This window comes from Streptomyces endophyticus, assembly GCF_035798155.1.
Classification (GTDB): domain Bacteria; phylum Actinomycetota; class Actinomycetes; order Streptomycetales; family Streptomycetaceae; genus Streptomyces; species Streptomyces endophyticus.
Window position 1 is genome coordinate 17,165 of the sequence record NZ_JAOZYC010000191.1, and the last position, 24,678, is coordinate 41,842.

At 72.2% G+C, this 24,678-nt stretch carries 18 protein-coding genes and 1 tRNA gene; 13 read left to right on the top strand and 6 right to left on the bottom strand.

The annotated features are described in order from the left end of the window. Window positions 1-97: 97 nt before the first annotated feature. The 3 genes from OKJ99_RS38405 (at window position 98) to OKJ99_RS38415 (ending at window position 3,102) form a co-directional block, all read left to right on the top strand. Complete coding sequence (locus tag OKJ99_RS38405; protein ID WP_326023059.1) at window positions 98-1,303, top strand: DNA polymerase III subunit delta'; 1,206 nt, start codon at window positions 98-100, stop codon at window positions 1,301-1,303. Between the two features lie 53 nt (window positions 1,304-1,356). After that, window positions 1,357-2,934 (top strand): alpha/beta hydrolase, encoded by a 1,578-nt coding sequence (locus tag OKJ99_RS38410; RefSeq protein ID WP_326023060.1) that lies wholly within the window; start codon window positions 1,357-1,359, stop codon window positions 2,932-2,934. Between the two features lie 94 nt (window positions 2,935-3,028). After that, a tRNA-Thr gene (locus tag OKJ99_RS38415) sits at window positions 3,029-3,102 on the top strand. A 117-nt stretch (window positions 3,103-3,219) separates the two neighbouring features. Here the strand turns inward: OKJ99_RS38415 and OKJ99_RS38420 are convergent. Then, window positions 3,220-4,827 (bottom strand): MFS transporter, encoded by a 1,608-nt coding sequence (locus OKJ99_RS38420; protein WP_326023061.1) that lies wholly within the window; start codon window positions 4,825-4,827, stop codon window positions 3,220-3,222. Between the two features lie 170 nt (window positions 4,828-4,997). Further along, window positions 4,998-5,462 (bottom strand): MarR family winged helix-turn-helix transcriptional regulator, encoded by a 465-nt coding sequence (locus OKJ99_RS38425; protein WP_326023062.1) that lies wholly within the window; start codon window positions 5,460-5,462, stop codon window positions 4,998-5,000. Between the two features lie 478 nt (window positions 5,463-5,940). On the opposite strand from OKJ99_RS38425, the gene OKJ99_RS38430 reads away from it, so the two are divergent. The 6 genes from OKJ99_RS38430 to OKJ99_RS38455 are packed head-to-tail and all read left to right on the top strand — an operon-like array spanning window position 5,941 to window position 15,169. After that, window positions 5,941-7,782 carry an acyl-CoA dehydrogenase family protein gene (locus tag OKJ99_RS38430; RefSeq protein WP_326023063.1) on the top strand — a complete coding sequence of 614 codons (1,842 nt, stop codon included), beginning with the start codon at window positions 5,941-5,943 and terminating at the stop codon, window positions 7,780-7,782. A 1-nt stretch (window position 7,783) separates the two neighbouring features. Further along, window positions 7,784-8,083 (top strand): acyl carrier protein, encoded by a 300-nt coding sequence (locus tag OKJ99_RS38435; protein WP_326023064.1) that lies wholly within the window; start codon window positions 7,784-7,786, stop codon window positions 8,081-8,083. Then, complete coding sequence (locus tag OKJ99_RS38440; RefSeq protein WP_326023065.1) at window positions 8,080-12,105, top strand: non-ribosomal peptide synthetase; 4,026 nt, start codon at window positions 8,080-8,082, stop codon at window positions 12,103-12,105. The genes OKJ99_RS38435 and OKJ99_RS38440 overlap by 4 nt, the downstream gene beginning before the upstream one ends. Further along, window positions 12,092-12,577 carry an SRPBCC family protein gene (locus OKJ99_RS38445; RefSeq protein WP_326023066.1) on the top strand — a complete coding sequence of 162 codons (486 nt, stop codon included), beginning with the start codon at window positions 12,092-12,094 and terminating at the stop codon, window positions 12,575-12,577. The genes OKJ99_RS38440 and OKJ99_RS38445 overlap by 14 nt, the downstream gene beginning before the upstream one ends. A gap of 11 nt (window positions 12,578-12,588) precedes the next feature. Beyond that, window positions 12,589-13,896, top strand: a complete 1,308-nt coding sequence (locus OKJ99_RS38450) for a beta-ketoacyl-[acyl-carrier-protein] synthase family protein (protein ID WP_326023067.1) — start codon at window positions 12,589-12,591, stop codon at window positions 13,894-13,896. Between the two features lies 1 nt (window position 13,897). Then, window positions 13,898-15,169 (top strand): beta-ketoacyl-[acyl-carrier-protein] synthase family protein, encoded by a 1,272-nt coding sequence (locus OKJ99_RS38455; protein WP_326023068.1) that lies wholly within the window; start codon window positions 13,898-13,900, stop codon window positions 15,167-15,169. 25 nt (window positions 15,170-15,194) lie between these two features. Here OKJ99_RS38455 and OKJ99_RS38460 read toward each other — a convergent pair whose 3' ends face one another. Together OKJ99_RS38460 and OKJ99_RS38465 are read right to left on the bottom strand one after the other, a co-directional pair. After that, window positions 15,195-16,883 carry a bifunctional 3'-5' exonuclease/DNA polymerase gene (locus OKJ99_RS38460; protein ID WP_326023069.1) on the bottom strand — a complete coding sequence of 563 codons (1,689 nt, stop codon included), beginning with the start codon at window positions 16,881-16,883 and terminating at the stop codon, window positions 15,195-15,197. A 116-nt stretch (window positions 16,884-16,999) separates the two neighbouring features. Next, window positions 17,000-17,842 carry a nitrilase-related carbon-nitrogen hydrolase gene (locus OKJ99_RS38465; protein WP_326023070.1) on the bottom strand — a complete coding sequence of 281 codons (843 nt, stop codon included), beginning with the start codon at window positions 17,840-17,842 and terminating at the stop codon, window positions 17,000-17,002. A gap of 150 nt (window positions 17,843-17,992) precedes the next feature. Between OKJ99_RS38465 and bla the strand changes: the two genes are divergently transcribed. After that, a complete protein-coding gene (gene bla / locus OKJ99_RS38470) occupies window positions 17,993-18,907 on the top strand; it encodes a class A beta-lactamase (RefSeq protein ID WP_326023071.1) in 915 nt (304 codons plus the stop codon). An 18-nt stretch (window positions 18,908-18,925) separates the two neighbouring features. Then, on the top strand, window positions 18,926-20,041 hold the full coding sequence (locus OKJ99_RS38475; RefSeq protein WP_326023072.1) for a DUF2786 domain-containing protein: 1,116 nt from the start codon (window positions 18,926-18,928) through the stop codon (window positions 20,039-20,041). Window positions 20,042-20,048: 7 nt separating this feature from the next. On the opposite strand, the gene OKJ99_RS38480 is transcribed toward OKJ99_RS38475, so the two are convergent. Beyond that, a complete protein-coding gene (locus OKJ99_RS38480) occupies window positions 20,049-21,155 on the bottom strand; it encodes a Gfo/Idh/MocA family protein (protein ID WP_326023073.1) in 1,107 nt (368 codons plus the stop codon). Between the two features lie 138 nt (window positions 21,156-21,293). On the opposite strand from OKJ99_RS38480, the gene OKJ99_RS38485 reads away from it, so the two are divergent. Continuing rightward, window positions 21,294-21,647, top strand: a complete 354-nt coding sequence (locus OKJ99_RS38485; RefSeq protein WP_326023074.1) for an ArsR/SmtB family transcription factor — start codon at window positions 21,294-21,296, stop codon at window positions 21,645-21,647. Between the two features lie 41 nt (window positions 21,648-21,688). Further along, window positions 21,689-23,980: an FUSC family protein gene (locus OKJ99_RS38490; RefSeq protein ID WP_326023075.1), complete on the top strand. Its 2,292-nt coding sequence runs from the start codon at window positions 21,689-21,691 to the stop codon at window positions 23,978-23,980. A 13-nt stretch (window positions 23,981-23,993) separates the two neighbouring features. Here OKJ99_RS38490 and OKJ99_RS38495 read toward each other — a convergent pair whose 3' ends face one another. Further along, complete coding sequence (locus tag OKJ99_RS38495) at window positions 23,994-24,509, bottom strand: hypothetical protein (RefSeq protein WP_326023076.1); 516 nt, start codon at window positions 24,507-24,509, stop codon at window positions 23,994-23,996. Window positions 24,510-24,678 lie beyond the last annotated feature (169 nt).

A 24,678-nucleotide genomic window follows, 5' to 3' on the forward strand; every position in this document is an offset into this window, starting at 1 on the left:
TGGAGCCCCGGGAGCCCGGCCACGGTTCGGGCGATGTCAGTGGGGACCGGCACAATGAGTTCGCTGGGACTCGGCATGAGCAAGGGACGGTGGCCGCATGGCCGTGTGGGACGACCTGGTCGGTCAGGAGCGGGTGATCGCGGAGCTGAGCGCGGCCGCGCGGGACGCGGACGCCCTGGTGACGGCGGCGACCGCCCAGACCCCGCCGCCGGCCGCGTCGAAAATGACCCACGCCTGGCTGTTCACCGGCCCACCGGGAGCGGGCCGGGAGACCGCGGCCCGCGCTTTCGCCGCGGCCCTCCAGTGCGTCAGCCCGGACCGGGCCCTCGGCGGAGCCCCCGGCTGCGGGTTCTGCGACGGCTGCCACACCGCGCTGCTCGGCACGCACGCGGACGTGTCGACGGTGGCCGCGGTCGGCACCCAGATCCGCGTCGACGACATGCGTGACACGGTCCGCAAGTCGTACACGTCACCGGCGGTCGGTCGCTGGCAGGTGATCCTCGTGGAGGACGCCGAGCGGCTCAACGAGAAGTCGGCGAACGCGGTCCTGAAGGCGGTGGAGGAGCCGGCGCCGCGCACGGTGTGGATGCTGTGCGCGCCTTCGGTGGAGGACGTACTGCCGACGATCCGCTCCCGCTGCCGCCTGCTCACCCTGAGCACGCCCGCCGTCTCCGCGGTCGCCGACATGCTCGTCCGGCGCGACGGCATCGAGCCGGACGTCGCGGCCGCCGTCTCCCGCGCCACGCAGGGGCACATCGACCGGGCCCGCCGCCTGGCCACGGACCCGCGCGCGCGGGAGCGCAGGGCCGCCGTCCTGAAGGTGCCGCTGCGCGTCGAGGAGATCGGCGGCTGCCTCAAGGCGGCGCAGGAACTGGTGGACGCGGCCGCCGAGGACTCCAAGCAGCTCGCCGAAGAGGTCGACACCAAGGAGACGGAAGAGCTCAAGGCGGCGCTCGGCGGGCAGAGCGGCGGGCGGATGCCGCGCGGCACCGCCGGTGTCATGAAGGACCTCGAGGACATGCAGAAGCGGCGCCGCACGCGCTCGCAGCGAGACAGCCTCGACCTGGCGCTCACCGAGCTGACGGTCGTCTACCGGGACGTGCTCGCGATGCAGCTCGGCTCGCGCGTGGACCTGGCCAACATCGAGATCCAGGACACGTTGGAGCGGGTCGCCCGCAATACCTCGCCGGAGTCGACGCTGCGTCGGATCGAGGCGATCGGGGCGTGCAGGGTGGCGTTGGACGGGAATGTGGCGCCGCTCTTGGCGGTGGAGGCGATGACGGTGGCGCTGCGCGCGGGGTAGCACGACTACATACGGAAGGTGACCGCTTCGGTGCGGAGCGTTACGCTCGCTCGATGGACTTCAGGCGCCACCTCCTCACCCCACGCCGCCGCCCCGCCGTGCTCGCCGTCGCCGGTGGGATACTGCTTGCCGCCATCTCCGCCTGCGCGTCGGGCAGTTCGGGTGCTCCGGGTTCCTCGCTCGCCGCGCTGCCCCGCGCCACGCCGGCCGCCCTGGCCCCGTATTACGACCAGAGCCCGAAGTGGCACGAGTGCGGCGTGCCCGGATTCCAATGCGCCACTCTCAAGGCGCCGCTCGACTACGACAAGCCGTCCGCCGGTGACATCGACCTCGCCGTCTCCCGGAAGCAGGCCACGGGCCCCGGCAAGCGCCTCGGTTCGCTCCTGGTCAACCCGGGCGGCCCCGGCGGCTCGGCGATCGGCTACCTCCAGTCGTACGCGGGCATCGGCTACCCGGAGAAGGTCCGCGCCCGCTACGACATGGTCGCCGTCGACCCGCGCGGTGTCGCCCGCAGTGAGCCCGTCACCTGCCTCGACGGCAAGCGGATGGACGCGTACACGCGGACCGACGTCACCCCGGACAATCAGGCCGAGCAGGCCCGCCTGGCCGCCGCCTACAAGGGTTTCGGTGCCGGCTGCGAGGCCTCGAACCGCACGTCCGGCCGGGTTCTGCCGCACGTCTCCACGGTCGAGGCGGCCCGCGACATGGACCTCGTACGCGAGGCGCTCGACGACGAGAAGCTCAACTACGTAGGCGCCTCGTACGGAACGTTCCTGGGGGCGACGTACGCGGGCCTGTACCCGGAGCGGGTCGGGCGGCTCGTGCTCGACGGCGCGATGGACCCCTCCCTGCCCGCGCGTGAGATGAACGAGCAGCAGACCGCCGGCTTCGAGACGGCGTTCAGGTCCTTCGCGAAGGACTGCGCGAAGCGCTCCGGCTGCCCCCTCGGCGCCGGCACCCCCGACCGGTCGGGCAAGCGCCTCAAGGAGTTCTTCACCACCCTCGACCGCTCGCCGATCGGCACCGGGGACGAGGGCGGCCGCAAGCTCGGCGAGGCCCTCGCCACGACCGGCGTGATCGCCGCGATGTACGACGAGGGGGCCTGGCCGCAGCTGCGCGAGGCCCTCACCGCGGCCATGAAGCACAAGGACGGCGCGGGCCTGCTCGCCCTCTCCGACAGCTACTACGAGCGCGAGCCGGACGGCACGTACTCGAACATGATGTTCGCCAACGCCGCGGTGAACTGCCTGGACCAGCACCCGTCCTTCACCTCGCCCGCGGAGGTCGAGAAGGCGCTCCCCGACTTCGAGAAGGCCTCCCCGGTCTTCGGCGAGGGCCTCGCCTGGTCCTCCCTGAACTGCGGCTACTGGCCGGTGAAGGCGACGGGTGAAGCCCACCGCATCACCGCCGAAGGCGCCGCCCCCATCGTCGTGGCCGGCACCACCCGCGACCCGGCCACCCCCTACCGCTGGGCGAAGTCCCTCGCCGCCCAACTCTCCTCCGGCCACCTCCTCACGTACGACGGCGACGGCCACACGGCGTACGGCCGCGGCAGCGACTGTGTGGACGGGGCGATCGACGAGTACCTGCTGACCGGCACCCCTCCGGCCGACGGAAAGCGCTGCTCGTAGTGCGTGTCCCCTGGCCATAAAGGCTGTGCGGAGCACCCTTGTGGAGCGTGTAGGATTGGCGACGTTGCTGACGCACTCCGGTGCGCGCGGCGGCGCCGCCTTAGCTCAGATGGCCAGAGCAACGCACTCGTAATGCGTAGGTCTCGGGTTCGAATCCCGAAGGCGGCTCCGGAAGAACCCCAGGACTCACTCGCCGTGACCTGGGGTTTTTTCATGTCCGGGGCAGGACGGACCCCAGGTCGGATCGGATCCGGCCCGGGGTTTCGTCGTTCCCGTGAGGGGGTGTCAGGCGGACGCTGCCGGGACCGTCTCGTCGTCCTCTCGGGGGGACGGGTCCTCGTCCACGTCCGGTGGGATCGTGGAGAGGGCGCTGGCGTGGAGGTCCTTGGTGCGGAGCATCAGGAAGCCGATGGCCGCCGCGATGAAGCCGAGGATCGCGCTCAGGGTCATGGCGCCGTGGAAGGCGGTCATGAACGCGTCCTGGGCGGCGGGGAGGACCTGGTCGCGCAGTGGGCCCGCCGCGGCGGCGACCGCGTCGATCGAGCCGGCGCTGATGCCGTGGGCCGCCTCCTCCGCGGCGGCCGGGCTCATCTGTTGGCCGGCTGCGGACGCGGTGAACTCGGTGGCCACCCGGTGTTCGAAGAAGGCGCCCACGCCCGCGATGCCGACCGCGATGCCGACCTGCTGGAACGTCTCGTTGATGCCGGACGCGACACCGGACTTGGCCGGTTCCGCGACGCCGATGGCGAGCGCCGCCCGCGCCGGGTTGAAGGCGCCCATGCCGAAGCCCGCGATGACCAGGGCCGGGACGAGGACCGTCCAGGACGAGTCCGCTTCCGTGAGGTTGAGGAAGAGGATGCCGGTCGCCATGACCGCGGTCGAGCCGCCGAGGAGGATCCTGAAGGGGACCTTGCCGATGAGGCCGCCGCCGATCGCGCCCGCCACGAACATCGCGAGCGTGAGGGGAAGGAAGCGCAGGCCCGTGCCCCAGGCGTCCACGTGCAGCACGTTCTCCAGGTAGCTCGTTTCGAAGAACACGGAGGGCAGGGCCGCCGCGTTGCCGATCATGGCGACGAGTGAGATGCCCGCGAACGTGGGGCTGCGGAAGAACGCCGGGTCGATCAACGCGCGTTCGCCCAGGCGGTGTTGGATGACCGCGAAGAGGATCAGGAAGAGCGCGCTGGCGGCGTAGAGGCCGAGGGTGACGGGGCTGGTCCAGCCCTCGCGGGGTGCGCGGATGGTGGCGAAGACCAGGGCCGCGAGCGCGACGCTGAACGTGCCGAGGCCGGCCCAATCGGTGGGGTGGGCGCGCTTGTTGACCGATTCGCGCACGCGCAAGGCGCCGAAGAGGAGGGCGAGGATGCCGATCGGTACGTTGATGTAGAAGATCCAGCGCCAGGACAGCGCGTTGATGAGGGAGCCGCCGATCAGCGGTCCCGTGGCGACCGCGAGGCCGACCGCCGCGCCGAACACCGTGAAGGCGGTGGCCCGTTCCTTGCCGTGGAACTCGTGGCTGAGCATCGAGGGGCCGACCGCGAACATGACGGCCGCGCCCACGCCCTGGACCGCGCGGTAGAGGCTCAGCGCGGTGGCGTCCCCGGCCAGGCCGCAGGCGAGCGAGGCGGCGGTGAAGAGGGCGAAGCCCCAGAGGAAGAGCTTCTTGCGGCCGATCCGGTCGGCGAACGAGCCCGCCGCCACCAGGAAGATCGCAAGGGTCAACGCATAGGCGTCGAAGACCCATTGGAGTTCGGCGAAGCTGCTGCCCAGGGACTTGTGGATCTGCGGCAGAGCGATGGACACCACGCTCAGGTCGAGCATCAGCATGAAGGTGCCTAACGCGACGACCCCGAGTGTCCACCACCTCGTCGGCGATGGCGCGCGTTCTGCGGACATGGTGAGACTCCCCCTAGTGGATCAATTGGACCTATCGATAGTTGGAAATCTAGATGATTGGAAATCCGGGCGTCAAGGTGTCTCGGGTGTGGGTGTCCCCAGGGCATGAAAAAGTCCGGGTGGGGTGAACCCCCGCCCGGACTCGGTGAGTTGACGCTTCAGTCGATGCTTCAGTCGGTACAGACCGACGCCGGCCAGCGGCCCGCCAGGACCTTGCCGAGCGCGCCGCGCAGCGCCTCGCGCTCACCCTCCGCGAGCGCGCCGAAGAACGTCGACTCGACCTCCGTCGCCACCCGGTCCGCCGCGGTGAGCGCCTCGCGCCCCGCGTCGGTGAGGATCAGGCTGTAGCGGCGCCGGTCGGCGGGGTTGCGCCTGCGCTCCACGTGCTGGTTGCGCTCCATCTCGTCGATCACCGCGACGACCGTGGTCGGGTCGAGGTTGAGGACCTTGCTCAGGTCCTGCTGGGAGAGCTCGGGGCCGCCGGCCAGGGCGGCGAGCACGAAGAAGTACCGGCTGCGCATGCCGACTTCGCCCAGCGCGCGCTCCACGTCCTCCACGATCAGCAGGCCCGCCTTGTGGAGCAGATAGCCCGGTCGCTCGGCGATGGGGAAGTCCTTGCGGGGTGAACGCGCCATGGGTGGGCTCCCTCGTCCGTCGGCAGTTCGTCGGCAATCTCCATCGTCGAAGGTACCAACGTTCCCTGGGGTGTCACCCCCTCCGGCCTGGGGCGGAGCGCCCGGCGGCGGCCCGCGCGGAACTCGTTCCTCCATAACTCAAAACCATCTCTTTACCTTCCGGGAAAGGGAACTGGTCATTCTCGGGACGTAATTCGAGGTCAAGGTCCGAGTAAGGGCTTGCGGCCGGGAATATCATTCCGGGTCGACGCGCGGTGATGTGGTCACCGTCACGGATTGTGTACGTTCGGTGGCTGCTACGGTCGAGTACGAAAACGGGGGACGGGCTCTGCGAGGCCCGTCAAAAAAAGGAGCTCGCCGGGTTCTGGTCGATGCTCCACATTCGCCATGCGGGGGCACTTCGAAATCACTCAGTCTGCTGTTACGCGCCTTTTCTGTGTGCGCCTCTGCTGTCTTGAGCCTTGATTTGGAGCGATTGATGACAGATGTGATCTGTCTTGCGGAATCTCTTGAAAGGTGGCTCGGGGATCCCGAGCGCGAAACCAATTCCACTTCGTTCGTCCGTGCTCTGGAGCTCGACGAGCGCGAGGAACTGCCGGCCGCCGGAATCGATCAGTTACGTGCTTTTGGGTTCCACCGGTACTTCGTTCCGGAACGCCTCGGCGGGGAACTGCGGTCCGCCGAGGAACTGTTGACGCTCACCCGCGTGATCGCGCGGCGCGACATGAATGTCGCCGTGAGCGAGAGCACGCAGGTGTGGATGATGCTCGTCTGGATCGGTGGCGACGCCGAGCAGCGGGCGAAGTACGCGGCCACGATGGTGCGCGGCGGGGTCGTCCCCTGCCTCGCGTACTCGGAGCCGGGGCACGGGGCGGACCTCGCGGCCAACGAGTTCGCGGCCGTCCCGGAGCGCATCCCGGAGCACATCCCGGAGCGCATCCCGGAGCACGCCCCGGACCGCGGCGCCGACCAGTACGTACTGACCGGCGAGAAGTGGCCGATCAACCGGGGCAGGACCTCGACCCACGTCGTGCTGCTCGGCACCACGGGGGGCGACAGGACCCCGGCCAAGCGCAGGCAGTCCATGTTCCTCGTGGACCGGGCGGCCGTCGCGGCGGGGGAGGTCACGGGCGTGCCCCGCGTCCCCACGTACGGCCTGCGCGGATGCGATATCAGCGGGGTCGCCTTCGAAGGCGTCCGGGTGGGCGCGCAGGAGCGGATCGGCGCCGAGGGGGACGGGCTCGAACTGGCGCTGCGCGGCCTGCTGATCACACGGACGCTGTGCACGGGCCTCTCGCTCGGCACGGGCGACACCATGCTGCGCGCGGTCGGCGACTTCCTGTCCCGGCGCTTTCTGTACGAGGGCGCCGCGAGTGACATCCCGTACGTCACGGAATCCCTCGCGAACGCGTATCTGAGCCTGCTCGTCGCGGAATGCGAGAGCCTGGTGGCGATGCGCGGACTGCACCTCTTCACCGAGGAGTTCAGCGTCTGGGGAAACGTGAGCAAGGTGCAGGTGGCCCGCCTTGTCGACGGAAACGGCAGGAGCCTTTCCCGGACTCTGGGCGCCCGCTATTACCTGCGCGCTCCCGAGCACGTGGGGATCTTCCAGAAGATGCTCAGGGACAGCGCGGTCGTGTCCGTCTTCGACGGCAGCGAGCCGGTCTGCCTCGACAGCATCGCGCTCCAACTGCCCGCCATGGCCAAGGCCCACACACGCGAGCGGCCCGAGGAGGACTGGCGCGCACTGTTCGACCTGCGGGCCGACCTGCCGCCCTTCGAGCCGGACCGGGTGAGCGTGTTCGGACGTGGCAGGGACGCGACGTTCGCCGCGCTGCCCGAACTCATCCGCAGGCTCGACGGGCTGAGGCCGGAGCCGGGCGGCTGCGACGAGGAGCGGATCGCGGCCCTGCGGGCCGGTGCCGAACGGGTGCGACACCAGCTCGACGCACTGTTCGCGCAGGTCGGCGAGGTACGCGGGGCCGCGGCGCGCCCCGCGGCCGGCAAGGGCACCCCGCCCCGGCTGATCCGGCTCGCCGAAGAATTGTGTGCCCTGCACGCCAAGGTCGCCGCGCTCGGTGTGTGGATTTACAACCGGGACCAATTCGGCGAATTCTTCGCCGACGGAGCGTGGCTGCAAGCAGCGCTGGACCGGGACCGGGTCCACCGGTTCGAGATCGGAGATCTCGAACCGGAGACCGCCGGAAAGCTCTTCGGTCAGATGAACTCCCAGCGCGAGAACAATGAACTCTTCTCCATCCGGAAAGTGCGCCTCGCTGAACCCGGCGCACACGAGGCGACATCGGAAAGGCACGGCTGAAATGAGTACGAAGAACATGACGATCGACGACGTCAAGAACATCCTCATCGGAGCCGTCGCCGCCGAAGCGGGGCTCGCCGAGGAGGAGTTGGCGACGGACCGCACCTTCACCTCGTACGGGCTCGACTCCATGGCGGCGCTCACCGTCGGCATGGAGATCGAGGACGCCTGCGGCCTCGTCGACCCGCCGGTCGACCTGATGTGGACGCATCCGACGGTCGACACCCTCGCGGAGGCGCTCTGGCGGCTCATGAACGGCGAGCCCGTGCCCGCTGTCCAGGGCCAGGAGGGGCGGTCATGACCCACGCGAAGGTCAACTCGCAGCAGGCCGGGCTGTGGTTCATCCACGAGGCCGACCCCGAATGCGCCGCGTACCACGTCGTGTTCGGCGCCGAGGTCACCGCGGACCCGGCGCTCGGGCCCACGGTCGGGGCGATCCTCGACGACCTGACGCGCGAACACGAAGCGTTACGGATCTGCTTCCGGGGCGCCGACGACATACACGTCGCCGACTCCGCCCCCCTCGACGTACGGCACACCGACGCCAGGGGCATGGAACCAGACGCCCTGCGGGAGCGTGTGCGGGCAGACAGCCGGGAGCCGTTCGATCTGGCCCGGCCGCCGTTGTGGCGCGTGCACCTGTACCGGACCGCCGAGCGCACCTGGGTGTTCGCCGTCGTGCTGCACCACATCGCGGTGGACTTCTGGTCGCTCGCGCTGCTGCTGTCCGAGGTGCGGGCCCGACTGGAGGGCGTGCAGGGGCAGTTCGCGCTCGACGGCGGGGCCTTCGCCGCGTACGCCGAGCAGCAGGACGCCTTCCTGGCGACCGGGAGGGCGAAGGAGTTGCTGGCCCGCGAGGCGGAACGGCTGGCCGATGTGCCGCCAGGACTCGATCTCTACGGGGATCTGCCGCGCCCGCCCGTTCCGTCCTACGGCGGCGGCTCGGCGCCGTTCGCCCTGTCGGCCGAAGCGACCGAGGGCGTAAGGGAGTTGGCGCGCACGATGTCGGCGACGCCGTACATGGTGCTGCTGTCCGCCTACTTCGTGCTCCTCGGCCGGTTGAGCGGGCAGTCGGACATCACCGTCGGCACCCCGAGCTCCGGACGCACGCAGCGCCGATTCCGGGACGCCATCGGCAACTTCGTGAACACCGTCGTCGTACGTGGCGAGGTCGACGAGACGGCGACCTTCCGTGAACTGCTCGACTCGGTACGCTCGCGCACCCTGGAGGCGATGCGGGCCCAGGAGCTGCCCTTCCCCTGGCTCGTACGGGAGTTGGCGCCGCCGCGCGACCAGAGCCGGACGCCGCTGTTCCAGGCGGGTTTCGCCTGGGACCGGCTGCCGTTCCTGACCGACATGGACCAGTTCTTCCTGCTGCGGCCCGACCGGGACGCCGAACTGAGCGTCGCGGGCGCGACGCTGCGGCCGTATCCGCTGCCGCAGCAGGAGGGGCAGACGGACCTGTGGGTCGAGATGGGCGGGGAGCGGGCCGGCGCGTACGCGGGCGTGCTGCGCTACAACACCGACATCTTCCGCGCGGGCACCGCACGCGAACTCGCCGCCACCTTCGTCACGACCGTCGAGACCCTGGTACGGCACGCGGACGCGCCGATGGAGGGCCTGAGCAGGGGAGACGCCCAGCAGCGCGCGCTGCTCGGCGAGCGCGGGACGGGCCCCGAGCGGGAACTCCCGGACGCCACGCTGCCGCAGCTGGTGCGCGAGCAGGCCGGGCGCACGCCCGACGCCGTCGCGGTCGTCGACGACCGTGAGGAGTGGACGTACGCGCGGCTGCTCGGCGAGACCGGGCGGGTCGCCGCAGGACTGCGGGCCGCCGGGGTCGCCGCGGGCGATCGCGTCGCGGTGCTCGTGGAGCGCGGGGCGCCCCTGGTGGCCGCGCTGCTCGGCGTGCTGGAGGCGGGGGCGGCGTACGTACCGCTGGATCCGCACCATCCCGTCGACCGGCTGACGTACATGGCGCAGGACGCGGGGGTGCGGTTGCTGCTGAGCGAGGAGGGGCTGCGCGGGAGTTGGCTGCCGGGCCTGGACGTACTGAGCCTGGAGGTGCTGAGCCTGGACGAGATCGCCACCGACCCGGCTCCGGCCGGGCCCCGCACGACGGGCCCCGCGGACCCCGCAGACCCCGCAGACCCCGCAGACCCCGCAGACCCCGCGGACCCCACAGACCACACAGACCCCGCGTACATCCTCTACACCTCCGGCTCCACCGGCCGCCCGAAGGGCGTCGCCGTCCCGCACCGCGCCCTCGTCAACCTGCTCCTCTCCATGCGGGAGAACACCGGGTTCGGCGCGACGGACAGCCTGCTCGCGGTGACCACGGTCTCGTTCGACATCGCGGGCCTGGAGCTGTTCATGCCGCTGGTGGCCGGCGGGCGCGTGCTCGTGTGCGACAGCGTGACGGTCGCCGACGGCGCCGCGCTCGCTGCCCGGATCGACGCGTCCGAGGTCACATGGATGCAGGCGACCCCCACCTCCTGGCGGATGCTCCGCGACGCCGGATGGCAGGGGAACGAGCGCCTGCACGTCCTGTGCGGCGGCGAGGAACTCCCGCTGGACCTCGCCGAGTTCCTGTACGGGAAGGTGGCCGCGCTGCACAACGTGTACGGGCCGACCGAGACCACCATCTGGTCCACAGAGGGCCGCGTCGAGCCGGAGAGCGGCATCGACATCGGCCGCCCGCTCGCCAACACCCGGTTGTACGTGCTCGATCCGCAGGGCCGCACCGTGGAACCGGGCTTCCCCGGTGAGCTGTGGATCGGCGGCGACGGCCTCGCCACCGGCTACTGGAACCGCCCCGAGCTGACGCAGGAACGCTTCGCCACCGGTCTGCGGGCCGCCCCGGACACCCGCCTGTACCGCACGGGCGACCGGGCGCGCTGGACCAGCGAGGGGCGTCTGCTGCACCACGGCCGCCTGGACAACCAGGTCAAGCTGCGCGGCTACCGGATCGAACTCGCCGAGGTAGAGGCCGCGCTCCAGTCGGCCGACGGGGTGGCGACGGCGGTCGTGATCGTCCAGGGCGACCGGCTCGTCGGGTACGTGGTGCCGGAGGCGGGGGCCGGGCTCCCGACGACGGCCGAGCTCAAGGCGCACGTGGCCGCGTTCCTGCCGCAGTACATGGTGCCGGGGATCGTCGTCGTACTGGACGAACTGCCGCTCACCCCCAACAAGAAGGCCGACCGGGGCAGGCTCCCCGCGCCGACCGTCACCTCCGACGCCGTCTTCGAGAAGCCCCGCGACGCCACGGAGATCACGCTCGCCCGGATGTGGACGGAGATCCTCGGCATCCCCGAGGTCGGCGTCCACGACGACTTCTTCGAGGTGGGCGGCCACTCGCTGCTCGCGGTCCGGCTCAGCGCGGCGATCCGCGCCGAGTGGGACGTGGAGGTGCCGGTCTCCGAGCTGCTGCGGCACGGCACGATCGCCGAACTCGCCACGCTCGTACGCCGCGGAGGCCAGGAAGGGCCGCGCGTCCCGGTCGTCACCCTGCGCGAGGGCGAGCCGGGCCGGCACCCGCTCTTCCTGTTCCACCCCTTCGGCGGCACGGTCTTCTGCTACGTCGAGCTGACCCGCCAACTCCCGCAGGGACGACCGGTGTTGGCGGTCGAGGCGCCCGGCATCGAGAGCGAGGGCGAGGCCGAGGTCAGCGTCGAGGGGATGGCCGCGCGCTATCTCGCGTACCTGAAGGAGATCCAGCCGACGGGCCCCTACGCCCTCGGCGGCTGGTGCTTCGGCGGCGTCATCGCCTACGAGGCGGCGCGCCAACTGCGGGCAGCGGGCGAGGAGATCGAGCTGCTCGTCGGCATCGACAGCCGCGCCCCCGTCGAGGCGAACATCCCGGACACCGCGGACGACGCGACGCTCCTGTCGTGGTTCGCGCGGGACCTCGCGGTGCCGTACGGCAAGAGCCTCGACATCCCCGCCGAGGAGCTGCGGGAGCTGGGCGGCGACGCGGCGTTCGACCACATCCTGCGGGAGGCCGCCGCGATCGGGGTGCTGGCCCAGGACGCGGACCGGGCGCAGATCCTGCGCTACTTCGAGGCGTATCTCGCCAACGGCATCGCCCTGCAGACGTATCTGCCCGAACCGGAGGAGCTGTCCCTGCTGTTGCTGCGGGCGGCGGAGGAGCCGGTCGACTACGGCCCCGGACTCGGCTGGGAGGCGCTGGTCAAGGGTTCCTTGCGGGTCGTCGACGTGTCCGGCGACCACAACTCGGTGATGTACGCGCCCCACGCCGCGGCGGCGGCGCGGGCCATCGCGCCGTACCTGACGGAAGACGAGGGAGACAACGATGATCAAGGCTGAGCACACTTTCGACCTGCCGGTCCCGCCGGAGGAGGCCTTCGCCCGGCTCTCCGACCCGGCGCGGGACCCCGAGTGGCAGGCGGCCTGCGTGGCGACGCGGCTGCTCGACGGGCCCGCGCGGGCCGGCGGCCGGTACGAGATCACGTTCCAGCTGATCGGGAAGCGGATGACGTTCACCGTCGAGATCAGCGAGTACGAGCCGGGGCTGCGCTCCAGGTTCCACGTGCTGGACGGGCCGTTCCACTACGTCGGCACGTACGCGTACACGGAGCACCCGGACGGGACGACCGGCGTGCACTGGACCTTCGATGTGGACCCCGGTGACTACTTCGGGGTCATGCCGCAGTCGCTCGTGAAGAAGCTGCTGGTCAGTCAGGTGAAGAAGGACTCGGGGAAGCTCGCGGCGGAGCTCCGCGGGGCAGCGGGTTCCCGGTCGGATTCCCGGTTGGTCTCTCGAAAGGAGAGGTCATGAAAGGAGAGGTCATGACAGGAAGCAAGGACGGCAGGGACGGCAAGGGGCGCCCGCGCGTCGTCGTCACCGGGCTCGGTGAGACCACCGCCCTCGGTGGTGACGTCGCCACCACGTGGGACGCCATGCTCGACGGCGAGAACGGGATACGGCGGCTCGACGACGAGCCGTGGGCGGAGGATCTGCCGCCCTTAGTCGGCGGGCGGGTGCGCGTCGAGCCGGGCCCCGCCCTCGAACACCAGCAGCGCCGGCGCCTGAGCCGGTCCGCCCAGCTCGCCGTGACGGCCGCGGCGGAGGCGTGGCGGGACGCGGGCCTGGCCGACGCCACCGTGCATCCGGGGCGGGTCGCGGTGGTCGTCTCGGCCGCGCTCGGCGACATGGGTTCGCTGATCGGCGGCTGGGAGGCGCTGAAGAACCGGGGTTGGAACCGGGTGCCGCCGCTGACCGTGGCGATGTCCATGGGCAACGGCCCGGCCGCCGCCGTCAGCCTCGTCGTGAACGCGCAGGCGGGCGTCAACGCCACCGTGAACGCCTGCTCCTCCGGTACGCAGGCGCTCGCGACGGCCGCGGCGCTCATCCGCCGAGGGGAGGTGGACGTCGTGGTGGCGGGCGGCGCGGAGGCGCCACTGCACCCGCTCGTCCTCGGCTCGTTCTCGGCGATGCGGGCGTTGTCGCGGCGCGTCGACGATCCGGCGGGCGCGTCCCGTCCGTTCGACGCGGAGCGCGACGGAATGGTGCTGGGCGAGGGCGCGGGGGTTCTCGTCCTGGAGTCGGAGCGGCACGCCCGGGAGCGTGGTGCCCGGATCTACGCCGAACTCGCGGGCGTGGGCATCTCGTCGGACGCCTTCCACATGGTGCAGCCGGAGCCGAACGGCGCCGGAACCGCGTCCGCCGTCCGCTCCTCCCTCGCCGACGCCGGTGTGCGGCCGGAGGAGGTCGCGCACTTCAACGCCAACGGCACGGGCACGCTGCCAGGCGACGCGGCCGAGGCGCGCGCCGTGCAGGAGGTGTTCGGGGGTGCGGGGCGTGGCCGCCGTGGTCCCGTCGTCTCGGCGAACAAGTCGATGCTCGGGCACGGTCTCGGCGCCGCGGGGGCCGTCGAGGCGATCACCACGGTGCTGGCTCTGCACCACGGCGTGGTGCCGCCGACGCGGAACTTCGTCCGCCTCGACGAGGGCCTGACGGTCGACGTCGCGCACGGCACGCCGCGCAAGCTGGAGAGCGACCAGGTCGTCGCCGTGAAGAACTCCGCGGGCTTCGGCGGCCACAACGTGGCGCTGACCTTCCGTGGGGTGCCCGCGCCCCACGGCGAAGGGGGCTGACATGGCGCGCGAACGTGTGGCGCCCTCCGTCGTCGTCACCGGCCTCGGCGCCACCACCCCGCTGGGCGGAGACGCGGCGTCGACCTGGGAAGGCATGCTGGCCGGGCGCTCCGGCGTGCGGCGCCTCACGCAGCCGTGGGCCGAGGAGGTCGAGGTGCGGATCGCCGCGGAGGCGGCGGTCGACCCGGCCACCGCACTGTGCGACCCGCCGTCGCCCGGCCTCGACCGCACCGCAAGGTTCGCCCTGGTCGCGGCCCGGGAGGCGTGGGCGGACGCCGGGTTCAAGGAGCCGGGGGAGGGGTGCGACGACGTCGACCCGCATCGGCTCGGCGTCGTGATCGCCACCGGCGTCGGCGGGGTGTCCGCGCTGCTCACGCAGTACGAGATATTCAAGCAGCTCGGCTCTGCCGGCGTCTCGCCGCACGCCCTCGGGATGCTGCTGCCGAGCAGCCCGTCCGCCGCCGTCGGCCTGGACGTCGGCGCGCGGGCCGGCACGCACACGCCGGTCAGCGCCTGCGCCTCGGGCGCCGAAGCCGTCGGCTACGCCCTGGAGATGATCAGAACCGGCCGCGCCGACGTCGTTGTGGCGGGCGGCACCGAGGCCGCCATCTGCTCGGTGAACATGGCGGCGTTCGGCAACATGATGGCGATGTCCAAGCGGAACGACGACCCGGCGGGGGCCTCGCGCCCGTACGACCTGGGGCGGGACGGATTCGTCATGGGCGAGGGCGCGGGGGTCGTCGTCCTGGAGTCCGCGGCGCACGCCGAGCGGCGCGGCGCGCGGGTGCACGCCGAGGTGCTCGGGCAGGGCCTGTCCGCCGACGCCCACCACATCACCCGGCCGGAGCCGACGGGTCGCGGGGTCGTCGCCGCGCTGCGCAATCTGCTCGACGCCACGGGTCTGAAGCCTTCGGAGGTATGCCACGCGAACGCCCACGCCACGTCGACGCCGCTCGGTGACGTAGCCGAACTCCGCGCGCTGCGGCAGGTGTTCGGGGACGACGCCGACCACATCGCGGTGTCCGCGACCAAGTCCATGACGGGGCATCTGTTGGGCGCGGCCGGCGGCGTCGAGACCGTCGCCACGGTGCTCGCGCTGCGGGACCGGCTCGCCCCGCCGACCATCAACCTCGACCGTCCCGACCCGGAGGCGACGGCCGAGGCCGACATCGTCGGGGACGAACCCAGGGCGCTGCCCGCGGGGGGTGTCGCCCTGAACAACTCCTTCGGCTTCGGAGGGCACAACGTGGTGCTCGCGCTCCGGGCGGTGTGAGCGCGTCCGAGACGGTCGTGGAGCGCTACTTGGCGTCCGCGTAGCACTCCACGACCGCCACCGTGAACGGGAAGCGCACCGGCGTCTCGCCGAAGGCGATCCGGCCGGCGAGGTCGGCCGCCTCCCGGATCGCCTCGCTCACCTTCTCCGCCTCCTCCTCGGGGCAGTGCACGATCACCTCGTCGTGCTGGAAGAACACCAACTCGGCTGCCATGTCCGTGAGTTCACGGCGCAGCGCGGCGAGCACCAGCAGCGTCCAGTCGGCGGCGCTGCCCTGCACGACGAAGTTCCGGGTGAAGCGGCCGCGGGCCCGCGAGTTCGACGAGGCGTAGCCGTACGTCAACCCGCCCGCGTCCGCGGCCTGTTCGGGCTCGTCCTGCGGGATGCCGGCCTCCTCGGGCTCGGCGGCGCCCACGGCGGGCGGGCAGGTGCGGCCCAGCCATGTGCGCACGAGCCGGCCCTCCTCGCCCGCGCGCGCCGCCTCGTCGACGTACGCGACCGCCTGCGGGAAGCGGCGCCGCAGCAGCGCCAGATTCTTCAGGCCGTCACCCGAGGTCTGCCCGTATATGGCGCCGAGCACGGCCAGCTTGGCCTGCCCCCGGTCACCGGCGAACGCCCGGTCGGAGACGGCCTGGTACAGGTCGGCGGCCTGGCCCGAGACCTCCATGAACGCGGGGTCGCGGGAGATCGCGGCGAGCACCCGCGGCTCCATCTGGTCCGCGTCGGCCACGACGAGCCGCCAGCCCGGATCCGCGATCACCGCGCGCCGGATGACCTTGGGGATCTGCAGCGCGCCCCCGCCGTTCGTCGTCCACCGCCCGGAGACCGTGCCACCGGGCAGGTACTCGGGTCTGAACCGGCCCTCCCTGACCCAGTCCTGAAGCCAGGACCAGCCGTGCGCCGTGTAGATCCGGTACAGCTTCTTGAACTCGATCAGGGGCGGTACGGCCGGGTGGTCGATGCCCTCGATCTCCCAGCGGCGCGTGGAGGTGAGCTTGATGCCGGCGTGCGCGAAGGCCTTGATGACGTCGGCGGGGAGGTCGGGTCTGACCGGTCTGCCGAACGCCGCCGACACCTCGTCCGCCAGCTCGGCCAGGCGGCGCGGCTCGCCCCCGCCCCCGTACCGCTCGCCGAGCAGTTCTTGCAGTACGGACCTGTGCACGTCCGCCCGCCACGGCAGGCCCGCCGCGTGCATCTCGGCGGCCACCAGCATGCCCGCCGACTCGGACGCCGTGAGCAGCCGCATCCGGCCCGGCTGCCCGGTGGCCCCGTGCCGCCGCTGCTGCTCCGCGTACACGTCGACGAGGTCGGTCAGGGTGACGTCGACGGGTGGGCGCGGCTCGAAGAGGGAGGACTGGGATCCCGGGGCGGCGACGCGGGGCGGGGGGTCGGGCGGCACCGGCGCGCCCTTGAGCCTGGCCAGGGCCGCCGCGGCGGAACGGGGGTCGCCGTGCCGCCCCTCGTGCGCGATCAGGAGGTTCTCGGCGGCCTCGATGTCGTAGCACCGCTCCACGCGGACGCCCGCGGCGAGCAGACGGGGGTGGACGGCGTGCGTGTCCCGCCAGACCCATCGGGTGACGTCCGGCCGGGAGCGGACGGCTTCGGCGAGGTCCGGCTCCCGGACGACGGGCCCTGCGGGCAGCCCGTCCGGGCCCAGCGGAACGAGCTCCGCTCCGCCGCGCTCGGTGGGGGCCAGGGCCCATCGTTCGGTCACATCGCCGAGTGTCACACCCGGCACTGACAATCTTTCCGCCCGCGACGGCGTTGCGGCCCCGGGGCTCCGCCCCGGACCCCGCTGCTCAAACGCCGCAGGGGCTTGAAACAACGGCTCTAGCTGTCGCCGCCCTCGTCGATCAGCCGGCGGACCTCCCGGTCGACCAACCCGAGCCGCGCCTCCGCCACCAACGGAACCGCCCTCCGCTGGCGGCGAGCCTCATGCACGTCGATGTCGACCGTCACGAGCCCCGGCTCCCACTGCGGCGCCTGCGCCACCACCGTGCCGCGCGGGTCGACGACGCGGGAGCCGCCCCAGAAGGACGCCCCGTTCTCGTTGCCGACCCGGTTCACGAAGACGACCCAGCACTGGAGCATCTTGGCCGTGTACGAGAGGAGCGTGTCCCAGTACAGGGTCGTGTCCATGGCCTCCGGGTCGAGCGTCGCCGCACTGTTCGCGGGGACGAACAGGACCTCCGCGCCGTCCTGCACCGCCAGCCACGGAAGCACCGGCTGCCACGCGTCGTTGCAGACCAGCGTCGCGGCCCTGCCGTGGTCGCGGGGCAGGTCGTACGCGCGGGAGTGCTGGCCGGGGCTGACGTGCTTGCGCTCCTCCCAGGCCAGATAGTTCGGGAGGTACAGCTTGCGGTGGGCGTGCAGCAGGGCGCCGCCCGCGTAGTAGGCGGACGTGTTGTACGCGCGCAGGCTGGTGTGTTCGTGCAGGCCCACCATGACGTCCGGGCCGTCGGGGGACGTGAGGCCGAGCAGCCGCGGATCGTTCGTGGCGATCGACGTGTCCGACTTCAGGCCGCCCAGGTGATAGCCGTGCAGGCTCAGTTCGGGAAAGACGACGAGGTCCGCCCCCTGGGCCTCGGCCTGCGAAATCTGTTCGCGGGCCGTTTCCAGGTTGGCGTCAACATCGCCGAGTTCGCAGTCGGTCTGCGCCAGTGCCACTCTCATGCCCCCGAGCCTCGCATGTCGCGGTGGCCCCTGGCATCTCGGTGGCCCCTGGCACCTCGGCGAGGCCGCAACCGTTGGGGTGGGCAGGACCGTCCTCGTACCCGAACCGTTCAAAAAGATCATCGTCGCGCAGAAGGGCCACCCTCCACCGTGTCCACCACCCGCCGCGCCATCCTCACCACCGCGACCGCCATCGGCGCCACCGCGCTCGCCGGCACCGCCACCGCCCGAGCGGCGACCGGCACCGCCCATGCCCGGTCGGCCGACGGCCGTTTCGCCGCCCTTGAGCGCAAGCACGGCGCCCGCCTGGGCGTGTTCGCGCACGACATCAGCACCGGGCGCACCGTCCGGTACCGCGCCGACGAGCGCTTCCCGATGTGTTCCACGTTCAAGACGCTCGCCGTCGCCGCCGTGCTGCGCGACCTCGACAAGGACGGCGAGTTCCTGGCCCGCCGCGTCCACTACACGCAGGCCGACATCGACCGCGCGGGCGGCGCCCCGGTCACCGGGAAGCCGGAGAACCTCGCGCAGGGCATGACCGTCTCCGAGCTGTGCGGCGCCGCGATCTCGTACAGCGACAACACCGCGGCCAACCTTCTTATGAAGTACCTCGGTGGCCCCACCGCCGTCACCCGCTTCGTCCGCTCGACCGGCGACCGCACGACCCGCCTCGACCGCTGGGAGCCCGAGTTGAACTCGGCCGAGCCGGGCCGCGTCACCGACACCAGCACGCCCCGCGCCATCGGGACGACGTACGCGCGCCTGGTCCTCGGCGGCGCCCTCGCCCCCGCCGACCGCGACCGGCTGACCCGCTGGTTGCTCGCCAACACCACCAGCGGCGAGCGCTTCCGCGCGGCCCTGCCCGCCGACTGGGTGCTCGGCGACAAGACCGGCACCGGCCGGTACGGCACCGCCAACGACGTCGGCATCGCCTGGACGCCGGACGGGGCGCCGGTGATCCTCTCCGTCCTGTCGACCAAGCCGGACACGGACAAGGACACCGAGGGCGACAGCCCGCTGGTGAAGCGGGCCGCCGAACTGATCGTGGAGACCCTGGCCCCGTAGGGCTGGGATCATGGCCTGATGAGCGGGACGAACAGTGACAGCACGGTCGAGCGGGCCTTCGCCGCCGCCCTCCATGACGGCGGCGACCTCGACACCGGCGCCTCGCTGCTCGCCGCCGACCCGTCCGCCGACGCCGAACTCGCCCTGCGGGGACGGGAGTTCGTGCGGCGGGCGTGGGAGCGCGGCTGGCAGCCGGCCGACGTGCTGCGGATGGTCGTACGGGGCGAGGGTCTTGACGCGGCCCACGAACGGCTCGCGGCCCGCCTGATCCGCACCGAGACCGAGCGGTACGAGAACCTGCCGCCGCGCTGGTCCGCCCAGCTCGCCGAGCTTCCGGCGCAGGGCCCCGCGCGCACGGACCGGTTCTCTGATGCCACCACCGCCCTGGAGCTGTACCGACTCCTCGCGCGGCTGCCCGCCATCGAGCCGGTCGGCCCGGTGCCCGGTGAGTCGATCACCGTCCCCGTGGCGGGTGAGCCGCGGGCCCTGGCGAAGATCCGCGCGCTGCTCGCCAAGGCGGAGCGGACCGGGTACCCGCCGGAGGCGGAGGCGCTGTCGGCGAAGGCGCAGGAGCTGATGGCCCGGCACTCGGTCGACGAGGCGCTGCTCGCCTCCCGTACGCACGCGAAGGACGCGCCCACCGCCTGCCGGATCGGCGTCGACGCCCCCTACGAGACGGCGAAGGCGGTCCTCCTCGACGCGGTGGCGACCGCGAACCGCTGCCGCGCGGTGTGGAACTCGGCGTTCGGTTTCTCGACGGTGGTCGGCTTCGAACCGGACCTGGAGGTCGTCGAGGTCCTCCATACGTCGCTGCTCGTGCAGGCCACGGCCGCGATGACGCGCGCGGAGGCCGAGCAGCGGGCGGGCGGGCGCAAGCGTACGAAGACCTTCCGGCAGTCGTTCCTGGCCGCGTACGCGCACCGGATCGGGGACCGGCTCGCCGCCGTCGCCGAGCAGGTGACGGGGTCCGTGGGAGAGGCGCTGCCGGTGCTCGCCGCGCGGGACGTCGCGGTCACGGGGCGGGCCGAGGAGATGTTCCCCGCGACCGTGACGACGCGGGTGAGGGGCGTCACCGACGGGGCGGGCTGGGCCGAGGGCACCGAGGCGGCGCAGCGGGCCCGCCTCGACGGGTGAGCCGGCGTCAGGCCGCCGCCGCGCGCTCGATGCGGTCGAGCAGCCGGTGGTGCCGTACGGCGTGCGCGAAGTCGGGGACGACGGACGTGCCGTCGGCCAGGTCGCGGCGGAGCTGGGCGTAGGCGGCGCCGACGTTGTACGCGTCGGTGCCGCGCAGCTCCGCGAGCTCGGGCTCGAAGTAGTGCTCGGGGACGGCGATTTCGGTGCGCTCGGTGGCGGAGCCGCGAGCCCCGGCGAGGGTGTACTCGCCCATCTGAAGGTGGCCGTGGTCGCCGGTCACGACCAGGTCGCCCTCGGTGCCGTTGATCTCCCAGTGGAAGTTCGTGCCCCGCGACTGGCCGCCCCGGAAGTGCACGGAGGCCACCGCGCCGGAGGCGAGCACCCCGCCGAGCACCACCTGGTCGGCGACGTCGGGCCGGTGGACGTCGCCGGTGCGCGGGTCCTTGATCTCCCGGCGCCGCGTGGCGGTGACGGCACCGACCGGCGCGGCCTCGTCGAAGTCGCCCAGCACCGAGATCAGCCCGTCCAGCGTGTGGCCGAACGGGATGGTCAGCATGTTCGCCCCGGTGGACCGGTCCAGGAGATACGCGGAGCCCTCCGGCACCTCCGCTCCCCAGCCCCGGCCGGACGCCACCATGCTGGTGGACAGCACCTCGCCGACGTAGCCGTCCGCGACCAGGTCGCGCAGGTGCCGCACGAGCGGGGCGGAGCGCGCCTGTAGCCCGGTGAAGGTGTGCAGGTCGCGCTCGGCGGCCAGCGCGGCGAGCCCCTCGGCCTCGGCGAGCCCGACGCCCAGCGGCCACTCGGAGAACACCGCCTTGCCCGCGGCGAGGGCGGCCTCGATGATCTCCCGGTGGTCCGGCACCTTGACGGTGACCACGACGAGGTCGACCTCGTCGGACGCGGCCAGCTCGGCGGCGGTGCCGAAGGAGTGGGCGATGCCGTACTTCTCGGCGGCCGCCCGCGCGGAATCGGCGCTGCTCGCGGAGAGCGCGGTCACCTCGAAGCCGTTTAGCCGCCGCAGCGCGGGCAGGTGGGCCTTGGCGGCCCAGCCGCGCTTGGCGGAGAGGCCGACGATGCCCACACGGACGGGGGGCTGCTGGGACAGGGGCATGACGGGACTCCTCCGCGAGGCGACGAGGTACTACAGTGTTCGATGATCTACGAACGTTCGGAGTGTACGCACGGCATCGAACACTCGGCAAGGGTGTGCAGAGGCCGGGGTCATTCATCCGGGAACAGGGAGGACGGCATGGCGACGGCACGGGCAGCGGCGGAAGGTACGGCGAGCGGGCACCGGGCGGCGCCGGTGCATGTCGAACCGGCGGACGTTCCCCTGGAGGCGGCGCTCGTCGCGCTCGCCGACCCGGTGCGCCGCACGCTCGTCCGTGAGCTGGCCGGGGCCACCGACTGGGAGCGCACCTGCGGCACCTTCGACGTGCCGGTCACCAAGGCGACGCTGAGCCGGCACTTCTCCGTGCTCCGGGAGGCGGGCCTGCTCGAACAGCGGGACGCCGGGCCCAGGCGCCTCAACCGGCTGCGCCGCGCCGAGTTCGACGCCCGTTTCCCCGGCCTCCTGGACCTGGTGCTCCGCGAAGGGGAGTAAGTCCCGCCGTCCGGAGTGGCCAATGCCCGTATTCTGGCGAAATGAGCTGGTTCCGGGCGTTGAAGGTGACCACGCGCTCGGGCCTGACCGTGGAGCGCAAGCGTCTCGAACCGCTGATCGCGCTGCGCGGCGCCGCGGGGCTCGCGATCGTGATCGCGGTGAGCCTGTCGCTGTTCGGCCCCGCGGTCGCGGCCGGTTCCGCCTTCGGCGCGTTCCAGGCGGCGATCGCCACGTTCCAGCGCAGCTGGCGGCCGCGTCCCGAACTCGCGCTCGCCTCCGGCGCGAGCCTCGGCATCTCCACGTTCCTCGGCTACCTCACCGGCTCCCACCTCGTCTTCTTCCTCCCACTGCTCGCGCTGTGGACGTATCTCGCCGGCCTCGCGTGGGCGGCGGGGCCGACCATCGGCATCATGGCCTCGTCGAACGTCGCGATGATGCTCGTGACCATCACCCTGCCGACGACGATCGCCGAGGCCGCGGGCCACGCGGCGATGATGGCCTTCGGCGGCCTGGTCCAGGCGACGCTCGTGATCCTCTTCCCCGTACGCAGATGGGGGGCGCACCGTGACGCCCTCGCCGACGCGCTCGCGGCGGAGGCCGATTACGCGCGTCGGTTGCGGCACGATCCCGTCGCCGCGTTCGATCCGGAGCCGCTGATGCTGGCGCGGAACGCGGCGGCGCTCACGCCGCGGCAGGCGCGCACGCGGCCCGCTCAACTGCACGGGGCGCGGGGGCTCGCGGAGCGCATCCGGCCGGTGCTTGCCTCGCTCGCGGATCCGGCGGTGGGTGTGCCGGAGGAGGGGCCGGAGCGGGACCGGGTGCGGGAGTTGCTGGCCGCGGCGGGGGCGATTCTCGACGTCGCGGCGAGGGCCATCCGGCACGGGTCGCCGGTGAAGGTTCCGCCGGATGCGATCGCGGCGTTCCGGTCCCCGGATACCGGGGCGATTCTGTCCGGGCCGCCGCAGCGGGCGGCCACCCGTCTGGGTTCCCTCCTCCGCGACGTCCTGGAGACTGCGGGCGGCACCGCCCCCACGCCACGGGACTCCGCCCCGGACCCCGCGCCTCAAGCGCCGGCGGGGCTGAAAGATCGGGGCTCCGCCCCGGACCCCGCTGCTCAATCGCCGCAGGGGCTTGAGAAGAACGGCTCAGCCGACCCCGACTTGGGCAATCTGCCGCCTGGGGCGGCAGGGTGGGCAAGGCGGCCCACGGTGCCGCGCGCCGAGGATGTGGCCCCAACCCCGGCGCCCGTAGCCCAACCACTACGGCGGCCCAGCATCTTTCAGCTGCTCCCGGTGGCCGTGCGGGCGATTCGGCGGGAGGCGCGGCCCGGGTCGCCGGTTCTGCGGCATGCGAATCGCGTGGCCGCCGTCGCCGTCGCCGGGTACCTCATCGGCGACCTCCTCCCGTTCGGCCACGGCTACTGGGCACCGATGTCGGCCGTGATGGTCATGCGCCCCGACTTCTCGCAGACGTACTCACGGGCGGTGGCCCGGTTCGGCGGCACGCTCGTCGGCGTCACCCTCGCCACCGCGATCCTGCAGCTCGCGCACCCCGGCACGTATCTCTCCGCGGTGCTCGCCGTGGTGTGCGCGGCGCTGATGTACCTGCTGATGCGCACGGGGCAGCTCGCGGCCCAGGCCTGCATCGCCATGTACGTGGTGTTCCTGCTCGGCATGGGCGGCCAGGAGTGGAGCCAGACGGTCCCCGAACGCGTCGTGCTGACGCTGGTCGGCGGCGTGCTCGCGATGCTGTCGTACGCCCTGTACCCGGCCTGGGAGACCCCCCGCCTGCGCACCCGGCTCGCCGACTGGCTGGCCGCGCTCGGCGAGTACGCCGCCGCGGTCGTCGCCCACTACGCGAGCCCGGCGGGCAAGAGCTGCCCGGACGTGCGCGAGGCCCTGCTGAAGGCCCGTGACGCGCACATCGCCTGGGAGCAGGCCGCGGCCCGCGCCAAGACCGAACCCGTACGCCACCGCGGCCTGTCCAACGCCGCCGCCGACGAGGCCGCGCACGCCCTGCACCACATCGGCCGCGTCGTGATGCTGATGGAGGCGCACCTGCCGGAGCGCGGCGCGACCCCGGTGCCAGCGGCGGACGCGCTCGCCGACGCGCTGCGCGCCGCGACCCGCGACGGCGCCCAGGCCATCCGCGAGCGCCGGATCCCGCGCTGGAAGCCGGTCCGCGACGCCCTCGACGCCTGGGACGGCGAGGGCGTCCCCGACCGGGTGGTGCGCCGCGGGGCGGCGCTGTTCCTCGAAACGCTGGAGGAACTCTCCGACGCGCTCGACACCGACGTACCGCCGATGACCCGGGAGTCGACCGACCAGCGGTGACCCCAGAGGTGACTCAGTTCGTCGGGAGGCCGCTGGGCAGGTCGGTCGGCAACTCGCCGTCCTTCGACTTCTTGAACGTGTCCTTCTGTCCGGCGTCCCACGAGACCCGCATCGTGCTGCCGTCGTTGGACTCGACCGCGCCCTTCGTGCGGTCGGTGTTCCCGTCCGCGCACCTGAGCGTGAGCGTCGGCTTTCCGGCGCCCGCCAGGGTCCCGGTGCACAGGTGTCCGTCGGCGGTGGTCAGTGCGGCCTGCTTCGCGCCGACGACGAGGACGACGGGCTTGCCACCGGTGGACGCCTTCCAGATGCCCTCGGCGTCCTTCACGGAACCGGGCCCGGCCCCGGACGAGGATCCTTCGTCGGGCGTCGACGAACTCCCCTTCGAGGCCGAGGCCGAGGCCGAACCCTTGCCCGCGGCCTTGCCGCCGCCGCCGTCGTCACCGTCACCGCCACCGCTGCACCCGCCGAGGGCGAGCGCCACCACCACGGCGGCAGCGCCCATCCCGAATCGCACGGTCCTGCTGCGCACAACGTCTCCCCACCTCGGTACGTCTCCGGATCGGTACATCTCCAGGCCAGGGCCTAGGGCCTGTCGTCAAACTCCCGTCTGCGCCGCGGCGTCTGGCACGCACGCTCGCGGCGTTGCCGAAAAGTCCGAGTAGCTCCGCTACTAGGACCTTCCGGCGCCTTGCGATCGC